Annotated in this window: 17 protein-coding genes; 10 read left to right on the forward strand and 7 right to left on the reverse strand. The window is 67.1% G+C overall.

What is annotated here, in order from left to right:
• Positions 1–7: 7 nt before the first annotated feature.
• Positions 8–427 carry a DUF1810 domain-containing protein gene (locus AC56LV_RS09435; RefSeq protein ID WP_499557136.1) on the reverse strand — a complete coding sequence of 140 codons (420 nt, stop codon included), beginning with the start codon at positions 425–427 and terminating at the stop codon, positions 8–10.
• Positions 428–488: 61 nt separating this feature from the next.
• Between AC56LV_RS09435 and AC56LV_RS09440 the strand changes: the two genes are divergently transcribed.
• The 3 genes from AC56LV_RS09440 to AC56LV_RS09450 all read left to right on the forward strand — a co-directional run bounded on the left by AC56LV_RS09440 (position 489) and on the right by AC56LV_RS09450 (position 2949).
• The gene (locus tag AC56LV_RS09440; RefSeq protein ID WP_499557990.1) at positions 489–716 is read left to right on the forward strand and encodes a DUF3820 family protein; all 228 of its coding nucleotides are present in this window, start codon (positions 489–491) and stop codon (positions 714–716) included.
• 77 nt (positions 717–793) lie between these two features.
• Entirely contained in the window at positions 794–1195 is a 402-nt protein-coding gene (locus AC56LV_RS09445) for a response regulator transcription factor (RefSeq protein WP_499557137.1), read from the forward strand.
• A 50-nt stretch (positions 1196–1245) separates the two neighbouring features.
• Positions 1246–2949, forward strand: a complete 1704-nt coding sequence (locus AC56LV_RS09450; RefSeq protein WP_499557139.1) for a hypothetical protein — start codon at positions 1246–1248, stop codon at positions 2947–2949.
• 10 nt (positions 2950–2959) lie between these two features.
• Here AC56LV_RS09450 and AC56LV_RS09455 read toward each other — a convergent pair whose 3' ends face one another.
• Positions 2960–5251 carry an ATP-binding protein gene (locus tag AC56LV_RS09455; protein WP_499557141.1) on the reverse strand — a complete coding sequence of 764 codons (2292 nt, stop codon included), beginning with the start codon at positions 5249–5251 and terminating at the stop codon, positions 2960–2962.
• 254 nt (positions 5252–5505) lie between these two features.
• Between AC56LV_RS09455 and ribA the strand changes: the two genes are divergently transcribed.
• From ribA to AC56LV_RS09470, 3 genes are all read left to right on the forward strand, one after another.
• The gene (ribA, locus tag AC56LV_RS09460) at positions 5506–6189 is read left to right on the forward strand and encodes a GTP cyclohydrolase II (RefSeq protein ID WP_499557143.1); all 684 of its coding nucleotides are present in this window, start codon (positions 5506–5508) and stop codon (positions 6187–6189) included.
• A gap of 78 nt (positions 6190–6267) precedes the next feature.
• Entirely contained in the window at positions 6268–7734 is a 1467-nt protein-coding gene (locus AC56LV_RS09465) for a S1 family peptidase (protein WP_499557145.1), read from the forward strand.
• Positions 7731–8678 carry an FHA domain-containing protein gene (locus AC56LV_RS09470; RefSeq protein WP_499557146.1) on the forward strand — a complete coding sequence of 316 codons (948 nt, stop codon included), beginning with the start codon at positions 7731–7733 and terminating at the stop codon, positions 8676–8678. The genes AC56LV_RS09465 and AC56LV_RS09470 overlap by 4 nt, the downstream gene beginning before the upstream one ends.
• A 9-nt stretch (positions 8679–8687) precedes the next feature.
• Here the strand turns inward: AC56LV_RS09470 and AC56LV_RS09475 are convergent, their stop codons facing one another.
• Positions 8688–10298 carry a hybrid sensor histidine kinase/response regulator gene (locus AC56LV_RS09475; RefSeq protein ID WP_499557148.1) on the reverse strand — a complete coding sequence of 537 codons (1611 nt, stop codon included), beginning with the start codon at positions 10296–10298 and terminating at the stop codon, positions 8688–8690.
• 175 nt (positions 10299–10473) lie between these two features.
• Here AC56LV_RS09475 and AC56LV_RS09480 point away from each other — a divergent pair, with 175 nt between their 5' ends.
• From AC56LV_RS09480 to AC56LV_RS09495, 4 genes are all read left to right on the forward strand, one after another.
• A complete protein-coding gene (locus AC56LV_RS09480; protein WP_499557150.1) occupies positions 10474–11538 on the forward strand; it encodes a sensor histidine kinase in 1065 nt (354 codons plus the stop codon).
• Entirely contained in the window at positions 11526–12242 is a 717-nt protein-coding gene (locus AC56LV_RS09485) for a LytR/AlgR family response regulator transcription factor (protein WP_499557152.1), read from the forward strand. Before AC56LV_RS09480 ends, AC56LV_RS09485 begins: the two co-directional genes overlap by 13 nt.
• Positions 12243–12321: 79 nt before the next feature.
• Positions 12322–13539: an acyltransferase family protein gene (locus AC56LV_RS09490; RefSeq protein WP_499557154.1), complete on the forward strand. Its 1218-nt coding sequence runs from the start codon at positions 12322–12324 to the stop codon at positions 13537–13539.
• A 119-nt stretch (positions 13540–13658) separates the two neighbouring features.
• The gene (locus tag AC56LV_RS09495; protein WP_499557156.1) at positions 13659–14456 is read left to right on the forward strand and encodes a hypothetical protein; all 798 of its coding nucleotides are present in this window, start codon (positions 13659–13661) and stop codon (positions 14454–14456) included.
• Positions 14457–14507: 51 nt separating this feature from the next.
• Here the strand turns inward: AC56LV_RS09495 and AC56LV_RS09500 are convergent, their stop codons facing one another.
• The 4 genes from AC56LV_RS09500 to AC56LV_RS09515 all read right to left on the reverse strand — a co-directional run bounded on the left by AC56LV_RS09500 (position 14508) and on the right by AC56LV_RS09515 (position 16991).
• The gene (locus tag AC56LV_RS09500; protein ID WP_499557158.1) at positions 14508–15122 is read right to left on the reverse strand and encodes a flavin reductase family protein; all 615 of its coding nucleotides are present in this window, start codon (positions 15120–15122) and stop codon (positions 14508–14510) included.
• 22 nt (positions 15123–15144) lie between these two features.
• On the reverse strand, positions 15145–16062 hold the full coding sequence (locus AC56LV_RS09505) for an ion transporter (protein WP_499557160.1): 918 nt from the start codon (positions 16060–16062) through the stop codon (positions 15145–15147).
• A complete protein-coding gene (locus tag AC56LV_RS09510) occupies positions 16059–16613 on the reverse strand; it encodes an NADPH-dependent FMN reductase (RefSeq protein WP_499557162.1) in 555 nt (184 codons plus the stop codon). The genes AC56LV_RS09505 and AC56LV_RS09510 overlap by 4 nt, the downstream gene beginning before the upstream one ends.
• Before the next feature lie 72 nt (positions 16614–16685).
• Complete coding sequence (locus tag AC56LV_RS09515; RefSeq protein ID WP_499557163.1) at positions 16686–16991, reverse strand: hypothetical protein; 306 nt, start codon at positions 16989–16991, stop codon at positions 16686–16688.

Genomic DNA, 16991 nt, shown 5'->3' on the forward strand with positions numbered 1-16991 from the left:
TACCCCTTTAAAGCCGGGCCAGCGTCGCCGGGTCGGCCTGGCCGTCGAAGTATTTGTCGATGCAGGCCTGGAACACGGCTTCATCCGGCGCCACGTCGGCGAACAGCGTCATCGACGAGTGAAATTTCAGCTCATCCGGATGGCTGAAGATGGCGCCGGCCGATTCGGCATCGAGCGCGGCGACGATGCCGGCGCACTCGCGCAGGCGCTTTCCCAGCACGGGGTGCGCAAGATACGCGGCCGCTTCGTCGGCGGACGCAATTGCATAGCGCTGCGCCATGGCGCTCGTGCCCAGGCCGGCGATCTGCGGAAACACGAACCACATCCAGTGCGTGCGCTTGTGGCCGGCGCGCAGTTCCGTCAACACCGCGGCATATACCGGATCCTGTGCCTGTACAAACCGGTCGAGATCAAATTGATTGTTCATGATGGCCTCCCTTGTCATCGAAATGCTACAACGTCGCCGTTGTTTGCTAAAGTGCCGCACAATGAATGCTGACCATTTAGCCCTCCTGTTGGTTCGGGAAATGCCTTACGGTAAATACAAAGGCCGAAAGATTGCCGATATCCCCGGCCATTATCTCGGCTGGCTCGCGCGCGAGGGTTTTCCGCGGGGCGAACTGGGCCAGTTGCTGGCCCTGATGTACGAACTCGATCACAACGATTTGCGCGGTTTGCTCGATCCGCTGCGCCACCCTGCCAGCCGTCGCGGTTAATTGATACTTTAAGGCAATTTTTGCGACATACCGGGCAGGCACATCGGTATAATCGGACATTCACTGACGAGTCCATCATGCCGAACGAACAAGCATCACCGCCACTGGTTCTGGTTGTCGAAGACGATGACCACATCGCCCAGGTACTGCGCTTCATGCTCGAACGCCAGGGCTACCGCGTCACCCACCTGGCCGACGGCCGCGCCGCGAGCGCGCACATCGCCGCCGCCGCCGAAGCCCCGGCCCTGATCCTGCTCGACGTGATGCTGCCCTACCTGGACGGCTTCGAGCTGGTCGCGCTGGTGCGTGCACGGCCCGACTGGAACGCGGTGCCGATCCTGATGCTCACGGCAAAAAATACCGAGCGCGATACGGTGCGCGCGCTCGACGCCGGCGCCAACGATTTCGTCAGCAAGCCGTTCGAACCCAATGCCCTGCTGGCGCGCGTGCGCCGCCTGATCCAGGTCCAGGGCGCCTGACGGGTCCGAACCGTACGCGCCGATTCGGGCTCTTGACTTAAAATCAAGTCATGTCCCGTTCGTTCCCACTCCTGTTTGTTTTATCGCTGTCGATCACACCGGCGTTTGCTGCCAGCCTGCAGCTGTGCCCGGGGCCATTGGTCGTCTCCCCTGGCGCCGTCACCGCGCAGACCACCGCGCCCGACGGCACCATCCTGCACGCCATCGTCACCGAAGAACCCGGCAAGCAGCAGGCGCATTGCCGCGTGCTGCCACTGCCGACGGCCGTCATGGGTGTGCAGGCGCTGCACTTCCTGCCGCCGGACGCCAGCCCTGGCAAGACCATCCTGCTGCGCGGGATCGAGGCCGACAAGGGCAAGTCGTTCAGCGTCAGCGAACACACGCTGGTCAGTGACCAGCCGGCGCCGCGGCCCCAGACCCCGATGCCGTTCGGCGCCAGCCTGCTGGGCGCGATGCAGACCCGCACCCATGGCGATACGGCGCGCATCGGCGCCGACGTCAAGGACGGCCGGCTGTACCTGACCTGCCGCGCCGGCGCCAAGCCCGCCAGTGTCACGCTGCTGGGCCCGTGGTTCATGCCGCGCGCACGCGCCGTGCTGCAGGCCGCGTTTTCCGGCGAAGGCCGCTTTGCGCTGCAGCTGTCGAGCGGCGCGCCGGGCAAGCCGGACCAGGCATTCGATCTGGGCAGCCTGGACGCCAGCCAACCCGTGCAGACAGCGCGCTTCGACCTGCCCGAAAAACTCGACCGTGCCAATTGGCGCGCGCTGTCGCTGGCCTGTCCGCAAGGCGCCGCAAAACTCACGGTCGCTGCCCTGACGCTCCAGCCTGCCGGTGACGCCGATGCGGCTGCGGCTTCGCGCGCGACCTGGACCTGGAGCCCGAACGAATGGCGCGAACGCGGCGCAGCGTTCCTGGACTGGGCGACCGGGCAAAAGATGGGCGCGGTCTTCATCACGGTCCCGCTGCGGGACGGCAGTGTCGACGACGCGGCGCAGCTGGGCGCCTTCGTGCGTCAGGCCGGCAGCCGCGGCATCGCAGTCAGCGCGATGGAAGGCGCGCCCGACATGGTGCTGCCTGCGTCGCAGGACGCGGCCATTGCCCGCATCCGTGCCTACGCCGCCTACAACGCGTCTGCCGCCGAGGGCGCGCGCCTGAAGGGTGTCCAGTACCACATCGAACCGTATCTGGTCCCGGCCCACGTGCTGCCGCAGGCGCAGCGCGACCGGCGTTACCTCGAACTGGCGGCAAAACTGCGCCAGGCAGCCGGCCCGCTGACGCTCGACTTCGTCGTGCCCCACTGGTGGGCCGACAAAAGCGCGCTGCTGGCCGGGCTGGCAAAGCACGCTGATATCCTGACGGTCAAGAGCCCGCGCACCGACCCAGGGCAGATCTACCGCCTGGCCGTGCCGTTCCTCGACTGGGGCGTCGAGCATGGCAAGACCGTGCGCGTGGCGCTCGATGCGGGGCCGATCGGCGCCGGTGTCCAGCGCCGTTATGAACGCCGTCCACCCGGCGCGCGCGGCGACCTGCTCGTGTTCACACTGGGTGGCCAGAAGATCCTGCTGCTGCAGCAGGTGCCGGCGGCGCACGACCAGGCGCAGGCCTATGCGCTGGCCGCCAGCCAGGAAATCGACGCGGCCGACGCCAGCTTCCATTCCGACAAGGACGCGCTGATGCGGCTGCTGCCGCAGCTCGAACGCACGTTCGGGGCCTGGGAAAGCTTTGGCGGCATGGCCTTGCACGCCTTGCGCTAAGGAAGCACTGTCACGCCAGGGGCAACTCCACCGTGAACCGCGTTCCCGCGCCGGCGCGGGTTTCGAACGCGATTGACCCGCCGTGTTCTTCGACGATCGCCTTGCTGATGGAGAGACCCAGGCCCGAGCCGCTGCGCTGGCGCGAGTCGGCGGCGTCGGCTTGCGCGAAGCGTTCGAACACGCGGCTCTGGAAGGCCGGCGGAATGCCGGGCCCTTCGTCGGTCACGCTCAGGCGCGCCCAGCCCGGGCGCTGCGCCAGGCCCAGAATGACGTCCTTGCCGCCCGGTGTGAACTTGATCGCGTTCGACACCAGGTTGGTCAGCACCTGCACCATGCGGTCGTGGTCGATCTCGGCCTGGACCCATTCGGCCCCCGGCGGCATGTCGAGGCGCAGCGTCACGCCCGCCTGGCGCGCCTGGCCTTCCATCGCATCGGCCACGTGATGCATCAGCGGCGCCAGCAACTGGGCGGTGCGCTGGTATTCCATATGGCCCGCTTCGATCTTCTGGATGTCGAGCAGGTCATTCACCATCCGCATCAGGCGATCGCAGCTCTGGCTGGCAATCGCGACCAGCCTGGCGGCATCGGGCGGCAGGTTGCCGGCCATCCCGCCGTCGAGCATCGACAACGATGCGTGGATCGACGTCAGCGGCGTGCGCAGCTCGTGCGAGACGGTCGAGACGAATTCGTTCTTCATGCGCTCGACCTTCTTGCGCTCGGAAATATCATGCAGGAAGATCGAAAAGAACGCGTCCTCGCCCTCGCCGGCCAGCGTGACCGTGCTCTCGACCGTGAACTCGAAGCCCTGGCGATTGATCACGGTGCGCTCCATGCGGCGCGCGAGCATGAACTGGCCGTTGTGGCGGAACGACTGCAAGGCCTTGCCGATGCTGTCGCGGTAGCGCTCGGGCAGGATCATTTCTGCCAGCGGCCAGCCCACGGCCTCGTGCCGGGCCCAGCCGAACATGCGCTCGGCGGCCGGGTTCCAGTCCACGATCATGCCGCGCAGGTCAACCGCAATGAATGCATCCTGCGCCGCCTCGACGATGGCGATGATGCGCCCCTCGCTGGCGCGCACTGCGACCAGCGCGCGTTCCAGTTCGCGGGTGCGGCGGTCGACCCGCTGTTCCAGCGTGTCGTTCAGGATCTGCAGGTCGGCACGGCGCTGCACCAGCGCCGTCACCAGCGCATTGAGCGCACCGGATAGCTGGTGCACTTCGGTATAGCTGCTGCCGGCCGGCACCAGCTCATGCGTGTCGCCGCGGCGCAGGCCGTCGGCCGAATGGGCCAGCGCCGCGAGCGGACGCGTGATGCGGCGCGCCAGCAGCCAGCCGCCCAGCGAGAACAGCAGCGCCAGCACGCCCCCGCTCCACAGGGCGCGCGAGCGTAATTGCCGTACCGGCGCGTAGGCGTCCTCGAGATCCTGGCGTACCAGCACGTGCCAGCCCAGGCCAGGGTAGTCGCCCACGGCCCTGGTCGATGCGTAGCCGACCAGGTAATCGCGCCCATCCGGCCAGTGCTCGACTGCATACCCGGTGCGCCCTTCGCGCGCCGCATTCAAGCTGCCCATTTTGACGGTCGTATCGAGCAGGTCTTCGGGACCGAGCAGCACCACGCCCTCTGCGCTGACGATCAGCGCCTGCACCTTGTTGCGGGTCTGGACCGGTGCAATGATCGAGCGCTCGACCTCCCGTGCCCATTCCCACGACAGGTGCGTGCCCATCACGCCGGCCGGCTGCCCGTTGGCATCCAGGTAGGGAAAGGCGACGTCCACGAAGCGGCGCGGCTCGCCTTGCTGCACCGGCAACAGCTTGGCCAGCAGCACCGCCTCGTGCACGTCGCCGACATGTTTACCTGCCAGGGCATTGCTGAACCAGGGCCGCTTGGCGACGTTCTTGCCTTCAAGTAGCCCGCGCGCCTCGACCAGCACCGTGCCGTCCATGGCGGCCAGGCCGATCCATTCGTAATAACCGTAGGTAGACTGCATGTCGGCCAGGATGCGGCGCCGTTCGGCCTGGCTCGTTGCGGGTGAAATCAGGTCGTTGCGGCGCGCCATCAGGCGCACTTCGCGAAACCGTTCATACATGCCGCGATCGAGCTTGTCGGCGGTCTGCATCGCCATCTCGCCCAGGCCCCCTCCGATACTGGTCTTGACCTGCGCCGTCGCGGAGCGTTCGACCACTTCGACCAGCAGCAGTGTGAGAATGCCGCTCATCAGCGTAAACGCGAGCGCAAGCCGTGCGCCAAGGCCGCGCGGGGTCAGGCGGTGCCAGAATGATTGGGAATTCTGCATGGAAGACATGACTGTATCGATGATCCCAGCGTGCACGAAAATGATGGCCCGAGGCAATACTACACTTGGTAATCGACCGATAGTTACAGGAAAACCCTGTGTGATTACCCAATCTGCTTAAATGTGTTGCGAGGCCGCCTTGCCAGACTATACCCGCAGGTCGTGGTGTTGCAGTGGCGGCCGGGGTGATTCCGCACGGCCATGCCCGATTTCCGATAAACTTGCGCCTTACTAGTCTATCGTCATCGATTGGAAACACCGTCATGCAAGCCGCCGCCATCCCCGCCAACGTCCCGCCCGCCCTGCTCGACTACGCCACCTCGTGCGCGCTGCCGACGCCGTGGGCCGAGTTCACGCTGCATGCCTGGGTCGAGGCTGCCACCGGCAAGGAACATCTCGCGATGGCGCTGGGTGACCTGGGCAACGGCGAGCCGGTGCTGGCGCGCGTGCATTCCGAATGCCTCACCGGCGACGTGATGTTTTCACAGCGCTGCGATTGCGGCGCCCAGCTCGAAGGCGCGCTGCGCCGCATTGCCGAAGAAGGCCGCGGCATCGTGCTGTACCTGCGCCAGGAAGGCCGCGGCATTGGCCTTCTCAACAAGATCCGTGCCTACCGCCTGCAGGAAGCCGGCGCCGACACGGTGGAAGCCAACCTGCAACTGGGTTTTCACGCCGACGCCCGCAACTACGAACTGTGCCGCCCGATGCTGGCGCAGTTCGGCATTGGGGCCGTGCGCCTGATGACCAACAACCCGCGCAAGATCGACGCCCTCACCCGCCTGGGAATCACGGTCACCGAGCGCGTGCCGCTGCTGGTGAATCGCAATGCCCACAACAACAGCTACCTCAATACCAAGCAGGCCAAGCTGGGCCACATGATGGCGCCCCTGACGTCCCTCGAGCAGGGCGAACCGGTCGCCCCGGCCACGCCTGCGCCGGTTGCCTGAGCGTCGGCGCGCTAACGCGCGCAGCGCTGGCCGCCCCGATGGCAAGATAGCGCTTTCCATCTGCTTCCTGGTAACCGCATGAATCGGACCGTCGTGGCACGCCTGGCCGCACTCCTGACAACCTGCCTGGCGCTTGGCGCGGGGCTCGACCTCGTCACGCGGCCAGCGAGCGCCCAGACGGGCGCTGGCGCCGTTGCGCGCGCCGGGCTGGCTGCACCGGCGGGTACACCCGTCGCCGCGCCCGTGCCGCAGATCGCCGTCGATACGCCGCCGGCCGCCACACCGACCGAGCTGATTGCGGGCGAGGCCGATACGCAGGACGCCCTGCCCCAGCCTTCGTCGGCCGCGCAGGACCTGTACGAATCGGCGCGCAGCGATCTGCTGCAGATCCGCATGCTGCTCAAGAATGGCCGCACGCAGTCCACGGTGGGCTCCGGCTTTTTGGTCGGCACCAGCAATCTTGCGCTGACCAATTACCACGTGGTCTCGCAGATGGCGCTCGACCCGGCCATCTACACGGCCGAATACATCGACACCGACGGCAATACCGGCCCGGTCGAACTGCTGGCGGTCGACGTGCTGCACGACCTGGCCGTGGTGCGCATCAACCGCAACGGCAGCGGCTTTTTCAAGGTGCCCGAGCAAAAAGTGAAACTGCGCCAGGGCCAGCCCCTGTACTCGCTGGGCAATCCGCTCGACCTGGGGTTCGCGATTTCCGAAGGCGCCTACAACGGCGTGCTCACGCGCAGCTTCTACGACCGCCTGATCTTCAGCGGCCCGATCAACTCGGGCATGAGCGGCGGCCCGAGCGTGACCGCCAGCGGCACCGTAGCCGGCATCAACGTCTCGCGCCGGCGCGACGGCGAATCGGTCAGCTTCCTGGTGCCCGTGATGTACGCGCAGGAACTGCTGCGCAAGGTGGCCGAGCAGGCCGCGCCGCCGAACGACTTCAATCCGCTGATTGGCAAGCAGCTGCTGGCGCACCAGGCCGGCATGGTCGACCGGCTGCTCGAAGAGCCGCTGACGCTCAAGGGCATGGGGCCGTACCTGGTGCCGGTGCGCGAGTCCGGCCAGGTGCGCTGCTGGGGGCGCTCCAATGCGCGCGGCGCCGCCTACGCGGTCGACGCCATGAGCTGCGTGATGCAGTCGGCGGTGTTCGTCTCGGACGTGCAGCAGACCGGTAATGTCTCGATGACGCACCGCTACATCCGCTCGGGGACGATGGACCCGATGCGCTTTGCCGCGCTGGCCACCGACATCTTCCAGGTCGATAACCTGGGCAGCACGGGCGATCCGCGCCTGACCAAGCCGTTCTGCACCGAGCGCTTCGTGCACACGCGCACGCTGCCGCTGCGCGCCGTGACCTGCGTGCGCGCCTACCGCAAGTTCGAAGGGCTGTACAACTTCACGCTGCTCACGGCCAGCACCGACGCCTCGCAGGCCAGCCTGCAAAGCCGGCTGGATGTCTCGGGCGTCTCGTACGAAAACGGCATGCGCGTCACGCGCGCCTATCTTGGCGCCTTCGGGCGCCCGGTGCGCAAATGAGCGGCCCCTGGACCATCGAGACGCTGGCGCGCAATGGCGAGGTGCTGCACCGGCATCGCGTGACCACGCTCCCGATCCGCCTCGGCCGCGCCTACGACAACGACTTCATCGTCGACGACGAGTACGCAGCGGCGCACCATGCGCTGGTCGAGCCTGGCGCGGATGGCGCCCTGCTGCTGCGCGACCTCGATACGAAGAACGGCATCAACCACAAGGGCCGGCGCGTCAAGGAACTGACGCTGGGCGGCGACACCGTCGTGCGCATGGGGCATACGTCGCTGCGCATCCGGTCCGCCGCGCACCCGGTGCCGCCCGAACTGGTCGACCGCACGATGCACGGCTGGGAAGGCATGCTGCCGGGCGGCGCCGGCATCGTCCTGTGCCTGCTGACCGCGCTGTTCGTGGCATGGCTGCTCGACGCCGGGGGCGACCCCGAACGCTATGGGGTGTACCCGGCGGTGGCCGTGGGCGCCGGCCTGGCCTGGAGCGGCATGTGGGCGTTTTCCAACCGCCTGTTCGGGCGCCGCGCGCGCCTCGGACGGCATCTGTTCATTGTCGGCTTTGGGCTGGCGGCGCTGGTCGGGGTGCGCCTGCTGGCCAGCGTGGTGGCCTATGCGTGGTCGCTCGAATGGCTGACCGGCTATGGCTCGCATGCGGTCGTGGTAACGGTGTCGATGATGATCTACTTCCACCTGGCCACCGTGACGCCACAGTTCCGGCGCCGCCTGCGCCTGTCCTGCGCCGGGATCGCGGTGCTGGTTTCGCTCCTGATCCTGGCCGGGAACATGCAGCGCAACGGCCGCACCGCCGACGAGCTGTACATGCCGGTGCTGCTGCCGCCCGAGCTGCGCGCCAGTCCCGCCGTGCCGGTGGCCGAGTACATGGGCAGCGTGGGCGCGATGAAGCGCGAGATCGACGCCGAGCGCGTCGGCAATGCCGATTAAGGTGAAAACCTAGTCCAGCGCCGCCAGCAGGCGACTCACCGTTTCGGCCGCGATCGGCTTGGTGAAGTGCTGGTCGAACCCGGCCTCGCGCGAGCGCGCCTGGTCTTCTTCCGAACCCCAGCCGGTCACGGCGACGATGGTCATCCGCGCCAGCGCCGGCATCGCGCGCAGGCGCGTGGCCAGCTCGAAGCCCGTCATGCCGGGCATGCCAATATCGAGGAACGCAACGTCCGGCACGAATTCCCCGGCCAGGGCCAGCGCATCACGGCCATTGGTCGCGGTGCGGATCTCGTGCGAGTTCAGTTGCAGCAGCAACGACAGGCTTTCGGCGGCGTCGGTGTTGTCGTCGACCACCAGGATACGATAGGCGCGGCGCTGCGCCGTGCGGCGGTCCTGGCGCGCCGTGTCGTCGCCCGCTACCGCCATGCGCGCGCCCAGCGGCAGGCGCACGGTGAACGTGCTGCCTAGGCCGGCGCCGGGACTCTCGGCGCTGACACTGCCGCCATGCAGCGCCACCAGCTGGCGCACCAGCGACAGGCCGATGCCCAGCCCGCCCTGCGCCAGGCCCATATTGCGGCCGACCTGGTTGAACATCTCGAAGATCGTGTCCTGGTGTTCGGGCGGGATGCCCACGCCGCTGTCGGTCACCGACACCACGGCCTGCCCGCCATCGCTCCGGTCCTTGTGCACCGTGAGACGGATGCTGCCGCCGGGCGGCGTGTACTTGGCCGCATTGGTCAGCAGATTGTTGATCACCTGCGCGACGCGGGTCGGATCGATGTCCAGCAGCAGCGGCTCGCCCCACATATCCACGTCAAGCACGTGGCGCGCGCCCTGGATCATCGGCGTGCTCGTCTCGACCGCGCTTGCCACCACGCGATTGAGGTCGACCAGCTGCTTGCGGATATCGATCTTGCCGCTGGTGACGCGGGCGACATCGAGCAGGTCGTCGATCAGGTGCGTCATCTGGCGCGTCTGCCGCTCGAGCATTTCGCGCACGCGCTCGATCGTCTCGGGGCTGTCGGCGCGCAGGCGCATGATTTCCAGGCCGGTGCGGATCGGGGCCATCGGGTTGCGCAGCTCATGCGCCAGCACTGCCAGGAATTCGCTGCGGTGACGGCTGGCCTCGGCCGATTCATGCGCCTGGCGCTGCAATGCTGCCTCGACGCGGCCGTGCTCGCCGGCGTCGATTTCGAAGGCCGTATGGAAGAAGCCATGCACCGTGCCGGCGGCATCGCGCAGCGGCGAGAAAGCCGTGTTGAAGTGGCGCGTGCCAGGCCCGAGCAGCACGTCGTCGAGCCAGGCTGGCGCGCCGGCAAGCGCGCTGCCCACCAGCGGCGCGAGATGCGGCCAGGCAGCGGGCAGAATGTCGCCCAACGGCTGGCCCAGCGCCTGCGACGCTTGCTCGCCCAGCAGGCTGGCGTAGGCATCGTTGAACAGTACCGGCATGGCGTCCTGCGCACGCGTACGCCAGCCAACCAGCGCCGGATGCCGTGCGTCGAGCATCAGGTCGACGGCCACCCGCAGTTCGGGCGGCCAGCCGGCCGCGTCGCCAAGTAGGGTTGCTGCCCAATCGTGGTTGCGCACCAGCGCGCGCATGCCTCGATTGTCGGAGGACATGGAAGAAGGTCGGCCCGGATCGCTCATGGCTTGATTGTCGCATGAACTCCAATTGACAGTAGGCAATTGCTTTCTTGATGATGCAATTTCGCAGCGGCGGTACCCACCATGCATGGCGCTTTGACATGCGCCCGGGAATGCTGGAAGATCGGCCGTTCCCCTTCCGGTCTGCTCCATGCCATCACGCCGCACCATGCTCGTCGCCAGCATCGCCTGGCTCCTGTTCTGGACGCTGCTGGTGCTCGTCGCCGTCGAAGACGACCGGCGCGACGGGGGCAGCGCGCCGTGGCAGCCGGTCTTGTGGGAGACCTCATCGGCGCTGGTGGCGACCTGTCTGTTCGTGATCCAGCGCCGCTTCAGCGCGCAGCATGACGTGCTGGTCGCCACCCCCTGGCGCTGGTTCGGCCAGCAGGCGCGCTGGCTGCCGCTGTACTGGTTCGGCTTCACGCCGATCGTGTTCGCGCTGCGCCACGCCGTCTATGCCCTGGCCGGCACTCGCTACGAGCACGAGGCCTGGGCCGAGGTATTCGTCTACGAGGCGCTCAAGATTTCGTTGTTCTTCGGGCTGTTTACGACAATCGGCTTCGGCCTGCTGTCGTACCGCGAGATGATGAAGGAACGCGTGCGCGCCGAGCAGGCCGGCGCCCTGCTGCGCGAAGCCCAGCTCGAACGCCTGACGCGCCAGATGCAGCCCCACTTCCTGTTCAATGCGCTCAACACGATTTCCTCGCTGATGCATACCGATGTGGCACGCGCCGATGCGACCCTCGTGCGGCTGGCCGACGTGCTGCGCGCGACACTGGCGCTGGGCGACAAGCCGCAGGCAAGCCTGGATGACGAGTTGCGCCTGGCCCAGGGCTACGCCGCCGTGATGCAGGAACGCTTCGACGGGCGCGTGACGCTGACCTGGGTCATCGAGCCGGCGGCCCTGGCGGTGCAGCTGCCGGCCATCAGCCTGCAGCCGCTGCTCGAGAACGTGTTCAAGCACACGGTGGCGCACCGGCGCGCATCGACCGCGATCCGGGTCGAGGCCCGGATCGTCGACGGCGCGCTGCACTTGTCGATTGAGGACGATGGCGGCGTGCTGGCGCCGTCCGGCACGCCCGGCACGCCCGGCATCACGGTGATCAACCTGCGCACCCGCCTGGCTGCGCTGCATGGTGAGCGCGCAGGCCTGGCGCTCAGCGCCCTGCAACCGGCCGGCGTACGCGCCGAACTGAGGGTGCCATGCGCCTCCTGATCGTCGACGATGAACGGCCGGCGCGCGAGCGCCTGCGCCGCATGCTCGCGCACGAACCGGGCGTCACGTCGGTGACGGAAGCGGCGGACGGCGTGGAAGCGCTGGCGCTGGTCGCGCGCGACGCGCCCGACGCGCTGCTGCTCGATATCGAGATGCCGGAACTGTCGGGCATCGACGTGGCCGCCTCGCTGGTGGCGCCGGCGCCACTGGTGGTGTTCGTGACCGCGTATGACGACTACGCGCTGCGCGCGTTCGATGCCGAGGCGGTCGACTATCTGCTCAAACCGTTCGATGGCGCGCGGCTGCGGCGCACACTCGATCGGCTGCAGATTCGGCTGCAGAGCCGGCCGACCGCGTCGGCCAGCACCTGTACGCCACCGCGCCAGTTGCTGGTGACCGAGCGCGGCGCCACCCGCATCGTGCAAGTGTCCGATATCGAATGGCTCGAAACGGCCGACAACTACGTCGCGCTGCACACGCGCGACGGCGCGCCGTTGCTGCGCCAGTCCCTTGGGACGCTGCTCGGGCAACTCGGCCCCGCGTTCGTGCGCTGCCACCGGTGCGCGGCAGTGCGCCTGACCGCTGTCAAGCGCATCGTCCCGCACAGCAAAGGCGATTGCACACTCGTGCTGCATAGCGGCGCCGTCGTTCCGTGCAGCCGGCAATACCGGGCCGCCCTGCTCGATCCGCTTCGCCCCGCCTGAAGTCCGGTTCGCCCCATCGCGCTGGTGCCGTCATGCACGGCTGCGCGATGCTGGGGCCTTCACATTCCGAGGATACCCCATGCAGCCATCTGTTCCTGCCACCAGCGAGCGCCTGTATTTTCTCGACTGGGTGCGCATCCTGGCGTTTTTCGTGCTGATCGCATATCACGTGGGCATGTACTACGTGAGTTGGGACTGGCACGTGAAGAGTCCGTACGCCAGCGAAGCGGCCGAGCCCTTCATGCTGCTGTCGTCGCCCTGGCGCCTGACGCTGCTGTTCTTCGTGGCCGGGGTGGCCTCGCATTTCATGCTGGGGCGCCTGGGCCCGCAGATGTTCCTGCGCCGGCGCAGCCTGCGCCTCTTGGTGCCGCTGCTGTTCGGGATGCTCGTGATCGTGCCGCCGCAGCCCTATCTCGAAGTCGTCGAAAAACTGGGCTACACGGGCGATTACCTGGCATTCATGCGGCTGTATATCGTCGGCTACGATGGCTTCTGCCGCGAGGATTGCCTGTCGCTGCCCACCTGGAACCACCTGTGGTTCGTGCTGTACCTGTGGTGTTACACGGTGGTGCTCGCCGCCGGCGCGGCGCTGCTCGGAGAAGCGCGCATTGCTGCGCTTGCGCGTCGGGTCGGTGCCCTGCTGGACGGGTGGCGCCTGATACTGCTGCCGGTCGTGTTCCTGGGCCTGGTACGCATCCTGTTGCTGGATCGTTTTCCGCAAGACCATTCGCTGACGAACGACTGGTACAACCATGCCACCTACCTGCCCATCTTCGTGCTCGGTGCGCTGCTGGCCCGCACGCCCCGGATCTGGGCCACGATGACGGCGCAGCGCTGGCCTGCGCTGTGCCTGGCCCTGGCGGCCTGGGCCGGGATCGTGCTGTGGCTGCTGGGCCCGCACGAGACCATGACGCCTCACGAGATCGAACGCTGGCGCACTGGCATGCGGTTCGTGTACGCGCTGTGCGCCTGGAGCGCCATCATCGCGGCCTGCGGTTTCGCCCGTTGCCACCTGAACCGCGACGGCCCGGCCCGGCGCTATCTGACCGACGCCGTGTTCCCCGTCTACATCGTGCACCAGACGCTGATCATCACGATGGCGCACGCCTTCAAACCGCTGCAGCTGGCGCCTGGCCTCGAAGCGGTGCTGTTGATGATCCTGACCGCCTGCGGCAGCTTCGCGTTGTACGAGGTGGTGCGGCGCGTGCCGCCCATGCGGCCGTTGTTCGGCCTGGCGCGGCAAGCGCGCGCCGTTCGGCCGAGCGGGTCCGTGGCGGGAACCGCCGTGCCGCAGTAAGCAGCATCCCGCGCATCCGGCGTGCACCAAAAGTGGTCGCATCAAGGCGGGCCAGTCGGCCAACGGGGCTGGCCCGATCCTTGCATGGATAAAAGCACACTGAACTGCGGGAGAAGTCGATGTTTACCCAAAACGATGTGCTCGAATACACGGGCATGCATGGCCATATGATCCGCGTGCTGTGGATCGACCGTTCACAGGCGCTGGCCTGGACGTACCGTCTGGGCAGCCAGGCGGCCCTGCCCGAGCCCGTGCTTCTCGCCGAACTCGAGGAAGCACTGCGCGCCGGTGGGGTGCGCCGGCTGCTGGTCGATCCGTTCGCGGCCGCGCCGCCGCAAGAGCCGGTACCGCAAGGCTACCTCGCCCTGCAAACCAAAGCCTGGTCGGCGGTGCGCGCCCTGCACGCCGACCGCCAGGCGCTGTACCAGCCGCGTGAACGCGCCATCCTGATGGCCGGTTACGCTGCTACGCATGGCATCTCGAAGTCCAGCATCCTGCGCTACCTGCGCCGCTACTGGGAACGGGGCCAGACGCCGGACGCGCTGCTGCCGGACTACGGCAACTCGGGCGCCCCGGGCCGCACGCGCGCCGTCACCGCCGGCATCAAGCGCGGCCGGCCGCGCAAGGGCGAGGCCACCGGCACCAATGCGGACGAACGGATGCGCGCAATCTTCCGCGCCGCTGCAGCGCGCTACGCCGCCAGCCACGACGATTTTTCGCGCCGCGCAGCGTACCGCCAGATGCTGGGCGACTTCTTCCAGGGCCAGGATGCGGGTGGTCTGCCGAGCTTCGGCCAATTCAATTACTGGCTCGAACGCGACGCCGCTGCCCCGCCATCGGTCACGCTGACGCGCCCGTGTGCACCATTGCCGGGCCGCGCTGCACCACGTTTTGCCCACCACGCGGCGATGCCGTAAGCCACCAATCCGGTGCGCCGCACGCCACGGTGGTGCGCACCGGATCATCGTCTAGCGTGGCCGGTGCATCTGGAACAGCTGTTCCGGCCCGACCGAAAAGTAATCGGCCGGTCCGCCGCCACGCAGGATATGACCGGCAGCAGCCGTGTCGTAGATGCCGTCCTTCAGCGACGCTGCAGCGATGTGCACGCCCACCACTTCACCCAGTACGAGCCAGGTCGGCACCGTTTCGCCGCTGGCCTGCTGCAGCTGGATGATCTGCGTGACCTTGCATTCGAACGCGACCGGGCTTTCGGCCACGCGCGGCGCCGCCACCAGACGCGACGGCACGGGCGTGAGCCCGGCCAGCGCGAACTCATCGACTTCGGGGCCAACGGCAGCGCACGACGCGTTCATTGCCCCGGCCAGCGGGCGGGTCGCGAGATTCCACACGAATTCGCCCGTTTCCTGCACATTGCGCAGCGTGTCCTTGGCGCCGATGCTGGCAAATCCGACGATTGGCGGCACGTAGTTGAACGCGTTGAAGAAGCTGTAGGGGGCCAGGTTGCGTACGCCGGACCCGCTCAGCGACGAGATCCAGCCGATCGGGCGCGGCCCGACGATGGCATTGAAGGGATCGTGGGGCAGCCCGTGGCCTTGACGGGGTTCGTAAAAATGGATCGACATGAGATGTTTTTTCTTGAATGGTTCAGGATGGGTTGCTTGCGCGGGAGGCATCTGCCGTCAACCCGGCGCCGCAATCCTTGCAGAACTGCGCGCGCGGATCGTGGTCCGAACTGCCGCAGCTGCTGCAGGTACGCGGTTCGCCGCGCGGCGCATGGCGCGACATTTTTTGCGACGTCATCTCGGCGCTGACGATCCCGGTCGGCACCGCCAGGATGCCCCAGCCGAGCAGCATCATGAACGACGCGATTGCCTTGCCCAGGTGCGTGTGCGGCGTGATGTCGCCATAGCCGACCGTGGTGATCGTCACCGTGGCCCAGTACATCGCCATCGGGATGCTGGTAAAGCCACTCTCTGGTCCTTCGATCACGTACATCACGGTGCCCAGGATCAGGATCAGCATCAGCACGACCGACAGGAACACCATGATCTTGCGCTTGCTGGCCACCAGCGCCTCGCCCAGGCGCGTGTATTCCTCGACGTAGAGCGTGAGCTTGAAGATGCGGAAGATACGCAGCAGGCGCAGGATGCGCACATCAAGGAATACCTGGCTGCCCGGGACCAGCAGCGAAATCCAGGTCGGCAGCACCGAGACCAGGTCGATCACACCATAAAAGCTGCGCACATAGCGCATCGGACGCTGGACGCAGACCAGGCGCGCGATGTACTCGAGCGTGAAGAAGAGCGTGAACGTCCATTCGAGCACCGACATCTGCACTGCATAGCGCCGCCCGATGCCCGGCACGCTGTCGAGCACCACGGTGAGGATGCTGAGCAGGATGATGACCACCAGCGCGATGTCGAAGCGGCGGCCCGCCGGCGTGTCGATACCGAAGATAACGTCGAACATGCGCGCGCGCCAACCGCCGGCCGGGCGGCCCAGCAAGCTGTTCAGGTCGCGCGGCGCGGTCGGAACGATCTGGCTGTCAGTCGCCCGGCTCATCGCGCGTGCTGCGTGACCCAGGCGCCAAATGCGGCCATGAATTTTTCAAAGAATGCGCGCGCGCTGTCGTCGACCAGCCGGTCGCCCTCGTACTTGCCGGCGACGCCGCCGATGTAAGCTTCTGGCGCCGGCATCGTCGGCATGTTCAGGAACGGCAGCATCTGGCGCAGATGGTGGTTGGCGCCGAAGCCGCCCAGGGCGCCGGGCGAGACGCTGACCACGGCGCACGGCTTGTCGGCGAACGCCGCCTTGCCATACGGGCGCGAGCCGACGTCGATCGCGTTCTTGAGCGAACCTGGCACGGAGCGGTTGTATTCGGGCGTGCAGAACAGGATGCCGTCCGCGCTCTGGATCGCCTCGCGGAACACCGTGAACGCCGGCGGCGGCGTGTCGGTCTCGTCATCCTCGTTGTACAGCGGCAGGTCGCGCAGTTCGACGATCGTGAGTTCAAAACCGTCCGGGGCCACGGCGATGAGGCTGTTGGCAACGCGGCGGGTGAACGATTCCTTGCGCAGGCTGCCGACGAGGACGGCGATTTTCTTGGTGGTCATGGGGATCCTTTGATTATGCATGATGTGTTATCGATCTCTCATGATACCCATTTTCACCGCGACGCTGGGCCGTTACAGGCGCAGGCGCCGGTACATCTGCAGGAAGCGCTTGCGCCGTGCCTTGGTCAAGACCACCACCGGATCGCCATGCCACGCATACAGGAACGGCGCGCCGCCCTGGCGGTCGCTGATCCGCACCGACAGCAGGAACGCCGTGCCGAGCGGGTACTGCGCCAGATCCAGCAGGCGGCGCGAGCAGTGCACCCGCATGCCCGTCGAAAACGCCTGCCCCGAGACAGGCGAAATGCATGGCCGGCCGCGCCAGTCCAGCCTTGACTCCACCGCCACCTCCCGGTATGCCCATGCATCGCGCGCCAT

The sequence above is a fragment of the Telluria sp. RB2R28 genome (assembly GCF_059685835.1).

What these genes read in the sequence shown, in the direction of transcription:
- AC56LV_RS09435 (WP_499557136.1), bottom strand. Translation starts at nt 427, where the DNA reads ATGAACAATCAATTTGATCTCGACCGGTTTGTACAGGCACAGGATCCG.
- AC56LV_RS09440 (WP_499557990.1), top strand. Translation starts at nt 489, where the DNA reads ATGAATGCTGACCATTTAGCCCTCCTGTTGGTTCGGGAAATGCCTTAC.
- AC56LV_RS09445 (WP_499557137.1), top strand. Translation starts at nt 794, where the DNA reads ATGCCGAACGAACAAGCATCACCGCCACTGGTTCTGGTTGTCGAAGAC.
- AC56LV_RS09450 (WP_499557139.1), top strand. Translation starts at nt 1,246, where the DNA reads ATGTCCCGTTCGTTCCCACTCCTGTTTGTTTTATCGCTGTCGATCACA.
- AC56LV_RS09455 (WP_499557141.1), bottom strand. Translation starts at nt 5,251, where the DNA reads ATGTCTTCCATGCAGAATTCCCAATCATTCTGGCACCGCCTGACCCCG.
- ribA (WP_499557143.1), top strand. Translation starts at nt 5,506, where the DNA reads ATGCAAGCCGCCGCCATCCCCGCCAACGTCCCGCCCGCCCTGCTCGAC.
- AC56LV_RS09465 (WP_499557145.1), top strand. Translation starts at nt 6,268, where the DNA reads ATGAATCGGACCGTCGTGGCACGCCTGGCCGCACTCCTGACAACCTGC.
- AC56LV_RS09470 (WP_499557146.1), top strand. Translation starts at nt 7,731, where the DNA reads ATGAGCGGCCCCTGGACCATCGAGACGCTGGCGCGCAATGGCGAGGTG.
- AC56LV_RS09475 (WP_499557148.1), bottom strand. Translation starts at nt 10,298, where the DNA reads ATGTCCTCCGACAATCGAGGCATGCGCGCGCTGGTGCGCAACCACGAT.
- AC56LV_RS09480 (WP_499557150.1), top strand. Translation starts at nt 10,474, where the DNA reads ATGCCATCACGCCGCACCATGCTCGTCGCCAGCATCGCCTGGCTCCTG.
- AC56LV_RS09485 (WP_499557152.1), top strand. Translation starts at nt 11,526, where the DNA reads ATGCGCCTCCTGATCGTCGACGATGAACGGCCGGCGCGCGAGCGCCTG.
- AC56LV_RS09490 (WP_499557154.1), top strand. Translation starts at nt 12,322, where the DNA reads ATGCAGCCATCTGTTCCTGCCACCAGCGAGCGCCTGTATTTTCTCGAC.
- AC56LV_RS09495 (WP_499557156.1), top strand. Translation starts at nt 13,659, where the DNA reads ATGTTTACCCAAAACGATGTGCTCGAATACACGGGCATGCATGGCCAT.
- AC56LV_RS09500 (WP_499557158.1), bottom strand. Translation starts at nt 15,122, where the DNA reads ATGTCGATCCATTTTTACGAACCCCGTCAAGGCCACGGGCTGCCCCAC.
- AC56LV_RS09505 (WP_499557160.1), bottom strand. Translation starts at nt 16,062, where the DNA reads ATGAGCCGGGCGACTGACAGCCAGATCGTTCCGACCGCGCCGCGCGAC.
- AC56LV_RS09510 (WP_499557162.1), bottom strand. Translation starts at nt 16,613, where the DNA reads ATGACCACCAAGAAAATCGCCGTCCTCGTCGGCAGCCTGCGCAAGGAA.
- AC56LV_RS09515 (WP_499557163.1), bottom strand. Translation starts at nt 16,991, where the DNA reads ATGGCGCGCGATGCATGGGCATACCGGGAGGTGGCGGTGGAGTCAAGG.